The organism is Cyanobacteriota bacterium (assembly GCA_025054735.1).
In the GTDB taxonomy this organism is placed as follows: Bacteria; Cyanobacteriota; Cyanobacteriia; order SKYG9; family SKYG9; genus SKYG9.
In genome coordinates this window covers 1-10,172 of the sequence record JANWZG010000110.1, presented here as the reverse complement: position 1 = coordinate 10,172, position 10,172 = coordinate 1, and the positions used below count along the sequence as shown (strand labels likewise).

General features: G+C 51.9%; 8 protein-coding genes. 3 read left to right on the top strand and 5 right to left on the bottom strand.

Annotated elements, in window-relative coordinates; translation table 11 throughout:
• Together NZ772_07225 and NZ772_07220 are read right to left on the bottom strand one after the other, a co-directional pair.
• Positions 1–949 (bottom strand): endonuclease/exonuclease/phosphatase family protein (locus tag NZ772_07225; GenBank protein MCS6813347.1); only part of this gene is annotated, 949 nt, incomplete at its 3' end.
• Positions 950–967: 18 nt separating this feature from the next.
• Positions 968–3,001, bottom strand: a complete 2,034-nt coding sequence (locus NZ772_07220; protein ID MCS6813346.1) for an ATP-binding protein — start codon at positions 2,999–3,001, stop codon at positions 968–970.
• Positions 3,002–3,282: 281 nt separating this feature from the next.
• Between NZ772_07220 and NZ772_07215 the strand changes: the two genes are divergently transcribed.
• The gene (locus tag NZ772_07215; protein MCS6813345.1) at positions 3,283–3,693 is read left to right on the top strand and encodes a gamma-glutamylcyclotransferase; all 411 of its coding nucleotides are present in this window, start codon (positions 3,283–3,285) and stop codon (positions 3,691–3,693) included.
• Positions 3,694–3,803: 110 nt separating this feature from the next.
• Here NZ772_07215 and mtnA read toward each other — a convergent pair whose 3' ends face one another.
• Positions 3,804–4,871, bottom strand: coding sequence for an S-methyl-5-thioribose-1-phosphate isomerase (gene mtnA, locus NZ772_07210; GenBank protein ID MCS6813344.1), 1,068 nt, complete (start codon positions 4,869–4,871; stop codon positions 3,804–3,806).
• 241 nt (positions 4,872–5,112) lie between these two features.
• Between mtnA and NZ772_07205 the strand changes: the two genes are divergently transcribed.
• Both NZ772_07205 and NZ772_07200 read left to right on the top strand, forming a co-directional pair.
• A complete protein-coding gene (locus NZ772_07205) occupies positions 5,113–5,970 on the top strand; it encodes a shikimate dehydrogenase (protein MCS6813343.1) in 858 nt (285 codons plus the stop codon).
• 130 nt (positions 5,971–6,100) lie between these two features.
• On the top strand, positions 6,101–8,620 hold the full coding sequence (locus NZ772_07200) for a phospholipid carrier-dependent glycosyltransferase (GenBank protein ID MCS6813342.1): 2,520 nt from the start codon (positions 6,101–6,103) through the stop codon (positions 8,618–8,620).
• Between the two features lie 28 nt (positions 8,621–8,648).
• Here the strand turns inward: NZ772_07200 and ald are convergent, their stop codons facing one another.
• Together ald and NZ772_07190 are read right to left on the bottom strand one after the other, a co-directional pair.
• Complete coding sequence (gene ald / locus NZ772_07195) at positions 8,649–9,740, bottom strand: alanine dehydrogenase (GenBank protein ID MCS6813341.1); 1,092 nt, start codon at positions 9,738–9,740, stop codon at positions 8,649–8,651.
• Positions 9,741–9,808: 68 nt separating this feature from the next.
• Entirely contained in the window at positions 9,809–10,171 is a 363-nt protein-coding gene (locus NZ772_07190; protein MCS6813340.1) for a secondary thiamine-phosphate synthase enzyme YjbQ, read from the bottom strand.
• Position 10,172 lies beyond the last annotated feature (1 nt).

Genomic DNA, 10,172 nt, shown 5'->3' with positions numbered 1-10,172 from the left:
CGGTATGAATGCTCTGGACACCAAGATCAAGGCTGATTAGGCAATGGTCGATCGGAATTGACAGTAGCCAGAGCAAGATTCCAGGAATGTTTCTACCATAGGTGCCAGGATTAGGCCAGGTCGGTAACACGCCAAACCCTCGCCGAGCATTGAGCAATTCTGTGCTGGCTATCAGACGGCGATAGTAGGGCGACCACATGCTGGTATTGAGATCACCGGCAACGACGATTGGTGGTTGTAGGCGCTGAATATAGGCTGCAGCACTAGCCAAATGACGATTGCGTTCGTGAAATAGGTCTGGTTGAATCGGCGGCGGGGGATGGGTTGCTACTAGGGTAACCAATTGTCCTGGTAGCCTCAGCCCAGTGACAATGCTAGGAATATCGTTAGTGCCAAATAGTTGAAGTTGAGGCTGTTGTAACGGTATGCGACTGAGAATGGCAATGCCAAAAGGACTATCGGCACCTTGCCCAAAGCTGTAGGGCCACTGCTGATGTAACGGGCTGAGTTGGCTGAGCCACCAAGCATTCATCTCCATGAGGACAATGACATCTGGCTGCTCTTGTTGAATCAGTGACAGCACTGGCAGGGCCTGTCGATTTTTGACATTGACGTTAGCAATCAGTAGCCTTAGGGGAATGCCGGTTTTGACAGGGTTGCTGGGCAGGTACCAGGGGACTATGTGAGTGAATAGCAGCGCAACACAAAATAGGCCTAAGAAACTTGCCAGCTTTTGTCGGGTGCATAGAATGCCGATCAGGAGAAGGCTAGCCGCGATCGCATACTGCATCTGAAAGTGGGAAGCTAGCTCCAGCCCTAGCCACCAGCCAAAGTGTGTGCTGATAACGGCCAATAGAGTAATGGCCACTATGCTAGCTGTCAGAATGATGGCCAGAGTTGATACCCCCTTCCACCGGGGTGTAGGGGATTGTAGCGGGAAATTGCTCATGGGATGCAGGTAGTTTTCTCAGGTATAGTCCTTAAAGATAGGGATTGTAAAGTGAAACTTGCTACCCTTGTCTCGTCCAGCAGACTCTGCCCAAATTTGCCCACCCATGCCAGTGACAATTTGGCGACAAATGGCTAGCCCTAGACCAGTGCCGCCCGTTGAACGGCGGAGAGCACCCTCTTCCTGATAAAACCGATCGAACACCACTTCCAGCCGATCGGGTTCAATGCCTCGACCTGTATCAGCTACAGTCACTTCCAGCATTTCATTGCCGTTAGATTTAGCCTCGATCGTAATATTGCCTTTAGGTTCCGTAAATTTACAGGCATTATCCAGCAACTTGGTAATCACTTCAACCATCCATTCCCCATCAGCATGGGCCAGCGGTAACTCATTGGGAACATGAGTGGTAATATTTGGGAGTTGCAGTTTGGCGTTGCGCGTTCGTAGGCTGCTGAGGGCTAAATCGACACATTCCCGAATGGGTAACGGTTCTAGCCGCCACTCAACTCGACCGCTTTCCAACCGTGACAATGTGAGAAAATCTTGAATCAGTTTGCGCATCCGCTCTGCGTCTGCCATAGCAGTTGTAATCATCACCTGACGCAGATCTAAAGGCATGTCAGGTTCACTAGCCAAACTCTCTAAGCAGACTTGGATAGTAGAAAGGGGAGTGCGTAACTCGTGGCCTGTGATAGCAACAAGATTACTGCGGGTGCGATCTAGAGCCTCTAGTTGTTGGTTGAGGTCATCTAGGTTAGCGTATGCCTCCGCTTGAATTAAGGCCACCCCCACTTGAGTGGCGATCGCATTGATGAGGGATAGTTCGTCCTCTGTCCACCGGTGTAGGGTGTGCCGACAGTGGTGCAATTCCACAATGCCTAGTAGGCGATGTTGGTATAACACAGGCACCATCAGCCATGAGCGAATTTGCCAACGTTCGGCCAAATCTAGAAATGAAAGTTGAGTGTTGTCATCAGACCGCCCCTCTTTCAGGGCCGTTTGCCATCTCGGTAGAGGCACATTTAGACGGGGATCAGTGGCAACTTGGTCAGCATAGGCATAACTCCGAGTTTCCACGACCTCTGCAAACAGGGGGTTATCTTTCAACGGCCACGTTTGTCCAGCTAGGGAGCGCAAGGCCGGAGAGTCTGTAGCTTCCAGAGCAGTTTCTTGATTTAGAAACTCATGCTGAATTAGGGCATCCACATCCGTCGCTTTGCAGCGATAGATCAAGCAGCGATCGACGTGCAGAGCTTGCCCAAGTTCCGTAACCGCTACTTGGAGAATTTCTTGGGAGTCTAAGGAGCGACGAATGGCATCGGTGATGGAATTAACCAGACGCTCCTTACGCTCTTGGATGGCGATAGAGCGATAGGCTTTGAGCAGTTTGTATTGGCCAGCTTGCAAGTAGGTAACGAGGCGATCGGCAAAGGGAGCTGGATCCACATTGTGAAAGGAGGTTGATTGCTCAGCCTGCAAGAGCATTTTAGCTTGGGCAACCTTTTCAGCTAATTCTGGACGATAGGTGAGGATACGATCAAGCATCAGTAGGGCAGCAGCTTGGGTAACCTTGCGATCAAACGTCCAAATCCCCTCAAAGCGACGGGCTTGATCCATCGTAGGCAATTCTGCTAATGGCAGAGACGACTGCCTCAACTGCGGATCATTGGCTTTGTGCTCTCGGCACACTAGGCAGGTGGCATAATTGCACCCAACTACCACCAAGTTCCACTCTTGGCTCAGTGGTTCAGTTGGGTCAAAGGCAATGGTTTCGTATTGGTCAGATCGACTGGTAAAGTCAGTCTCTGGAGCAGCAAGCACATACACCTGGGATGTACGCTCAGCAATACGTAGATAGCGACTTGCTTCTTGGCGATAGAACCGCTCTCGCTGAAAGCTAGCAATAACCAATGGCTGATCACCACCCGCCAGTACTTGATCTTCCATCGCATGGGATAGTGCTGTGAGTGATGACTTGAAATAAATCTGCGATCGCAGATGGGGATGGCTACTTAGCAGATCGTCTAGGACGAAGGTTGTAATCGTCATGGAGACCTGTTCTTAGGGATAAACAGTCTGAATAGCTGATGACGGAATTAATCACAGTCAGAGGGTCGTCTACTTCCATTGTCAGCTAAAACCATCCCCATGAACGATCAAAATCCGACCATGGATAGCCCGTTAACCTGAGTATCATTACTTATTTCTTGTAGTCAGCCCTAGCTAGCTAGTTATCAACTCATAACGCTAGGGATAGGGGATCAAGGGGAATCCAGTAGATGCAAGCGCCTCTGTGGTAGGGTAAAAGTTACTGCTCAGGATAATGCAATATGACTGGTGACTCAGGAAAAAAGCGGTTTTTTATTTGTGGTTCAGCACTGCGCGGGCAACCCGACCACCAAAATTTACAATCTGCCACCTTTATCAAAGCTGCGAAAACACAGGCCCGGTACCGTCTCCATGCTGCTCAGAATGGCTGGCACCCTGCGATTTATGCTGTTGAGTCAGGGGGCGTCGCGATTCCTGGAGAGGTATATGAGTTGACCCCAGATCAGTATGACTATCTGTTATCCAATGAGCCACCCCACATGTATCCCGGAGAGGTCGTGTTGGAAGATGGTGAAGTCATTACTGCGATGCTTTACCCTCAAGCTATGGTAGAGCACTATGGCTGGCCTGATATTTCCCACTACGGGGGCTGGGCTGCCTATAAACAGGCTGTAGAGGCACAGTCAACCTAGTACTAGGCAGCTATGCTTACAGGCTAGTCTGTAGCCAGGTTGGCATGTTGGCAGTGAACCACGGCCCTGCTACTAGTTGTCGATGCTTACTAATGCTTAACTAACGCTTACTAGTAAATGTCAGCAAGGCGATCGGGTGCCACTGCCCCTGCTTCTGTGATGATGGCGGTAATCAGGTCTGCCGGGGTGACATCAAAGGCAGGGTTGTAGAAATCAATATCCTTGGGACAGATGCGGGTGTCTCCAATCTGATAAAGTTCACTAGCTTCTCGTTCTTCGATCGGAATTTGGGATCCATCACTAAGGGAGATGTCGATCGTGGAGCGGGGGGCTGCGACAAAGAAGGGAATAGCATGGGCTTTAGCAATCAGGGCTAAGCTATAGGTACCAATTTTGTTAGCAGTGTCACCGTTGGCGGCAATGCGATCAGCTCCAACTACAACGGCATCTACCAGACCTTTTTGCATACAGTGGGCAGCCATGTTGTCTGTAATTAAGGTAACTGGGATGCCTTCCTGATAGCATTCCCAAGTGGTGAGCCGTGCCCCCTGAAGTCGTGGACGAGTTTCGTCAGCATAGAGGCGTTCTAACCGACCTGCATTCCAAGCCGATCGCACCACTCCCAAAGCTGTGCCATAGCCCGCTGTTGCCAGTGCGCCTGCATTACAGTGGGTCAGAAGACGCAGCCGCTCTGGCTCTTTAGGCAGAACAGCTAGCCCCTGCTCACCAATTGCTAGACAGGTTTGCAGGTCATCAGCACACAATTTGTCTGCGGCCTGGAACAATGCGGTCTGGATGGCAGCGATCCAGGTAACTTCGTCTCTATCCTCTGGGGCAGGTACTTGTCGAGCAGTAGTCAACATTTGATCGATTGCCCAAAATAGATTCACAGCGGTGGGACGAGTGGCTCGCAAGCTATCGGCGATATGCTCCAAAGCGGCTAAAAAATCTTGGTGATTAGTGGCTGTGACTTCTCGTGCACCCAAGTACATTCCGTAGGCTGCTGCTATGCCGATCGCAGGTGCCCCCCGTACAATCATCATCTGAATCGCCTCAACCATATCAGTGAAGCGGCGAATCTCAACAATTCGGTACTCGGTGGGCAAATGGGTCTGGTCAATCAACAGCACGTGATCGTGATACCAGAAAACAGGACGAATCTGAATCGGAGGGGTCATGACATTCTTGCTCACGTGACCCCACCACTATACAACTCTAGGAATAGAGAAACAGATAAAATTGTCCGACTCAGGTAAGTATGGTGCCACCATTGCCTAGAAACTACGACATCGATTTCTAGTTAATCTGGATGAGGAGGTTGCAGGTAGTCTGCCGTAGGATCAAGAAGGACTTAGCTTGAAGTTGGAGCTAACATGCACCCTTGATACAATCCCTCCAGCAGACTATACACCAGCCATGATGATTACAGGCAAAACGTCCCTATTGGGGGTGATTGGCTATCCCATTAGCCATTCCCTATCTCCAGTCATGCATAATGCTGCAATTGACTATCTAGGGCTAGATTACGTGTATGTGCCATTTTCCATCGCACCAGAACATCTGAGTACGGCCGTGGCAGGCTTGGCTGCGATCGGTCTTCGCGGCTTCAACGTTACCATTCCCCATAAACAAGCCATCATGCCCCTGTTGACAGCAGTATCGCCCTTGGCACAGGCTGTAGGAGCAGTAAACACCGTCTGGTGGACCGATACAGGATGGCACGGTACGAATACTGACGTAGCAGGGTTTCTCAGCCCCCTGCGATCGCAGGAACGAAACTGGACAACAACGGGTGCAGTTGTTCTAGGCAATGGCGGGGCAGCACGAGCAGTAGTGGCAGGTTGTAGGGAATTGGGCTGTGCTCACATTCAAGTTGTAGGGCGTGATCCCCAAAAGTTGCAGGCATTTGCAGACAGTTGGGCAGCTACTCCTATAGCCGATCGCCTGTCTATTCACCCTTGGGAAACCTTACCCAGCCTGCTGCCTACAGCAGGGCTAGTGGTCAACACCACCCCTATCGGCATGGCTCCCCAAGTTGATGCCTCGCCTCTAGAGACCTCAGCCCTTGATGCTCTGCAACCAGGCACTATTGTCTATGACTTAATTTATACTCCTCGTCCAACCCTGTTACTCCGTCAAGCTGTGGATCGGGGCGCGATCGTTCTTGACGGCTTGGAAATGCTGGTGCGTCAGGGAGCGGCTGCTCTGGAAATTTGGATTCAACAACCTGCTCCCCCGGAGATTATGGGTCAAGCATTACTGACCTACCTAGCGTGAGGGCTGAGCACGAGTGCAGGCAACGCCAGTTGAATATTAGGTGCAACCCGTTGTCAAAACTTACACTCACCCCACTTGGCTAGGTTCCACGGTGGGCTAAGATGAGGGGCGTGATAGCCTAGTGTAGCAGATGACTAGCAAACCCAACGGACAACAAGTAATGCCTAGTTCCTGGCAGCGAGACTATGGGGTGTTAGCCCTGCTGTGGTTGGCGGCAACTCTAGTCGATCGCCTGTGGTTGCACCTTGACCAGGCTCCTCCAGCTTGGGATCAGGGTGATCACCTGTCGCGGGCTATGAACTATTGGCGTGTGCTACAACAGCCAAATCTCTGGTCAGCACAATGGTGGACTGACCTGTGGAAACTTTCTCCTACTTACCGTGCCCCCTTTGTTTATCTGGTAACGGTGCCGTTTCTAGCCTGGTTTGGAGCTGGCTACGACCAAGCCACATTGGTGAATTCAGTGTTCACCGGGGTGCTACTACTGGCTACCTATCATTTGGGATCCTGCTTGTTTTCTGCCCAAGTGGGACTGTGGGCAGCAGGGCTGTGTTTGCTATCTCACACGTTAGCACTCACCCGCATTGATTACTTGCTAGACTACGGTCTCACGGCTAGCCTCACCGTGGCGTTTACCTGTCTCACCCGCTGGCGCTATCAGCCTAGACAGGGGTGGCGATGGACGATTGCTAGTGGTGTTGCCTTAGGCATAGTATTTCTCAACCGACCAACAGGGTTACTCTTCTTGGCTGTGCCTCTGGGCTGGCTGGGCATAGAAGCCTTAGTCAAACAGCAATGGGGGCGTTTAGGGCAGTTAGTCATCCTGGGAGTGATCGCTATAGGCATAGGATGGCCTTGGTTTAGTACCAATTGGCTCACAGTACTCAGTTCTATTGCCCAAGCTAATGCTAACGGCATTGTGTATGAGGGTGAACCCCAGGCCAACACCTTGGCCGGCTGGCTGCACTATGCCCGTGAACTGCCAACAACTCTGTCGTTCCCAGTCGTGCTAGCGGGACTAGGCTGTGGCCTAATCGCCCTGGGACGCTGGCTCTGGCAGGGACGATCGCACAAGCCTGACACTCTGTCCACTCCTTCAACACTTGGAGCTTGGGCATGGCTCTTAAGCTTTGCAGGTGGCATCTACGTACTCTGTTCCCTAGCAGCCAACAAGGATCCCCGCTTTATTCAGCCCTATTTGCCTGCCATGGCCCTGGTATTTGCCCGCTTGTTGACCCTTGGGATTGGTCGCTGGTGGGCAGGTCTGCGGTGGAGTACAGCGATCGTTGCCACTGTGCTATTACTCACAAACTTATTTCCCCTCTTTCCTATCGTCAAGGGTGTTCCTGGTCAGCATCATCCCTATCAGGGCGCTCCCTATCCCCATGAGCAGGTGATTGCCACCGTCATTCAGCAGCAGCCCTATCAACGATCAACTATTGGCCTTGTGGCTAATACGGCCCAGATTAATCCCATGAATGTGGATTTTTACGGTGCTGTCGCCAATTTCCAAGTCTATGGGCGACAACTGGCCTTTTCTGAGAAAACAGCCCTCCCTGATAGCCGTGCCCTCGACTGGTACCTGACAAAAACAGGTGATCAAGGGGCCTACAACGCGATCGAGGCAGGACAACAAGCCCTTAGACAGTTGGTAGAGTCCAGCCCTGACTTAGCGTTACATCGCACATGGCAACTTCCCGATGGCAGCGAGTTACGACTTTATCATCGACGCAACCCACCCATTACAGTAACCGTTAGCGATCGTGCCTCAGGATCTGCTGTAGCGCTACTCGATATTATTCTGCCCGCTGTCGTGGCTCCAGGAAAGCCTGCTCCAGTTACCTACACGTGGTTAGGCGCTTGGGCCGACCTGCGAGATGGTCTTGTACTGATGGATTGGGTTCCATCCCAGTCAGCAGTTGGAAACAGCCCCATCCTTTGGCTCCAAGATCATGGCATCGGTCTAGGCCACCTCTATGCTGGGGCAACCCCACCTCTAGACACAACCCCCATAAAGGTAGTTGAGCAATTAGCACTACAACCACCTGCCGAGTTACCGACTGGCCAATATCGCCTCCAGGTCACCTACTTGAACCGCAAGACAGGGCAGTCCTATCCCCTAGCTATCCCACCTACCACCATCACCGTCGCAGAGCAAGCGGATTCTCTGCCTGCGCCAGAATTAGATTTGGTCACCCAGGTGCGATCGTTAGCAGCCCTGCTGCCCCAAGGCCAGCTAGAACCCGTCTTCAATGACATTGGTCGCATCAACCAGTATGACCCCATTCAAGATTACGTTCCTCAGTTGGAACTCATGGTGAAGCATCGTCTACAAGCTGATCCCGATCGCCTTGACCTACTCTATACCCTAGGGTTAGTCTACGTGTTGCAACAGCGCGCTCAACCTGCGATCGCCACCTTTACTCGGTTAACCCAGCTCGATGGACAAAACCCTTGGGCATGGGCATACCTGGGTTTGGCACAGTTGTATAGCTTTCAGCCATGGCGGGCAACTGCTGCCCTCAATCAGGCAGAACGCTTAGAGCCTGGTATTCCCGAAGTAGAAACACTGCGAATGGTAGCGGCTGCCATGCGGTTAGATATCCCCACTATCAGACGAATATGGCGACGCGAGCAAGCTAAGACTTGAGATAGGATCCCTTAAAACCATCACCAAACTAGGCATGGCAAAGCTCTGGAAACGTTGCTTGCAGAGCAGGGTGCACAAGTTTGCGGTCATGGGTGACTAACCCCTTGGCAAGTGCCGCATTAGTCGTTAGGGCACCGAGTCCCTGGTTAGCCAGCGCCAGTACATAGGGCAATGTGCTGTTGTTCAGGGCTTGAGTTGCCGTCCAGGGAACAGCCCCTGGCATGTTGGGAACCCCATAGTGGAGCACACCAGCTTCCACATAGGTAGGGTTGCTGTGGGATGTCGGGCGTAGGGTTTCAATACAACCACCCTGATCAACAGCGACATCCACCAAGACAGACCCTTGTTGCATAGCCTGCACAAGGTCGCGGGTCACTAGGGTTGGGGCTTTATGGCCCGGTATCAATACAGCACCAATCAATAGATCAGCCGTGGGAACGATCGCCTCAATCTGGGCACTCGTGCTGTAGAGCAGCGTGACACGAGACCCAAACAGTGTTTCTAAATAGCTCAGGCGATCAACATTCACCTCTAAAATCGTCACCTGGGCACCCAAGCCCACAGCCATACGCGCAGCCTCTGTGCCCACAACGCCACCCCCCAAAATCACCACATGACCTGGGCGCACACCGGGCACCCCACCTAGCAACACACCGCGCCCTCCCTGTTGTCGTTCTAGAAAGTGTGCACCAAACTGCACCGACAACCGTCCAGCAATAATACTCATAGGGGTCAGTAGGGGGAAGCGCTGATCGGGCAATTCCACCAGTTCATAGGCGATCGCCGTCACGCCCATAGAGACAAGGTGTTCTGTCAGCGATCGATTTGCCGCCAAGTGCAAATAGGTAAACAGCAGTTGATCCGGTTGCAAATAGCCATATTCTTCTGGCAATGGTTCCTTTACCTTTACGATTAAGTCTTGATCCCAAGCAGCACGAGCAGTAGGCACTACCTGAGCACCGACCTGCCGATAGTCTCCATCAGCAAAGCCTGCTCCTTCCCCTGCCCCTGCTTCTACTATGACTTGGTGCCCAGCCTCGACCAAGCTACGCACACTGCCAGGAGACAGGCCCACCCGAAACTCCTGATCCTTAACCTCTTTGGGAATACCAATATTCATCGACACGATTCACCCCTAAGTCCTATGCTGTAAGCTAATCCAAGGCACATTACCATGATGGCTCTAGGTTATTCCCCCAAGATGTGCACGACCAGTTCACGCAGGTGACCATGATGGCGGTGTTCCCATAGGTAAATACCTTGCCACGTACCCAACATAAGCCTGCCGTAGGCTATCGGAATCTGTTCCGAGGTTTTTGTCAGCACCGTGCGAATATGGGCAGGCATGTCATCAGGGCCTTCAGCATTATGGCGATAGTTGTGGAGATTTTCGGGTACTAATCGAGACAAAAACATCTCCAGGTCATGAAGCACATCGGGATCAGCATTTTCTTGAATCACTAGACTAGCAGACGTATGGCGCAAAAATAATGTACACAGGCCAATCTGTACCCCTGACTCGTTAACCACCTGTTGTACATGGTTGGTCACT